1 protein-coding gene is annotated in these 250 nt (G+C 64.4%); it reads left to right on the plus strand.

Annotation, left to right across the window (positions count from 1 at the left end; genetic code table 11):
• Positions 1 to 17: 17 nt before the first annotated feature.
• The coding region (locus tag CVH10_RS22825) for a glutathione S-transferase N-terminal domain-containing protein (RefSeq protein ID WP_181244717.1) at positions 18 to 250 on the plus strand (233 nt) is incomplete at its 3' end.

Here is a 250-nt window from a genome sequence, read left to right on the forward strand (position 1 = left end):
CCCTGAGAAAGCCCACGATGCCCGACCTGATCCTGCACCACTACGCCACCTCGCCCTTTTCGGAAAAGATACGGCTGGTGCTCGGCTACAAGAAGCTGGCCTGGCGCTCCGTCATCGTGCCGCAGATCATGCCCAAGCCAGACGTGCTGCCGCTCACCGGTGGCTACCGCAAGACGCCCTTCCTCCAGGTCGGCGCCGACATCTACTGCGACACGGCGCTCATCTGCGACGTGCTGGAGCACCTGCAGCC

Origin of the sequence: Halomonas sp. ND22Bw (genome assembly GCF_003011945.1) — a bacterium.
GTDB lineage: Bacteria > Pseudomonadota > Gammaproteobacteria > Pseudomonadales > Halomonadaceae > Halomonas > Halomonas halophila.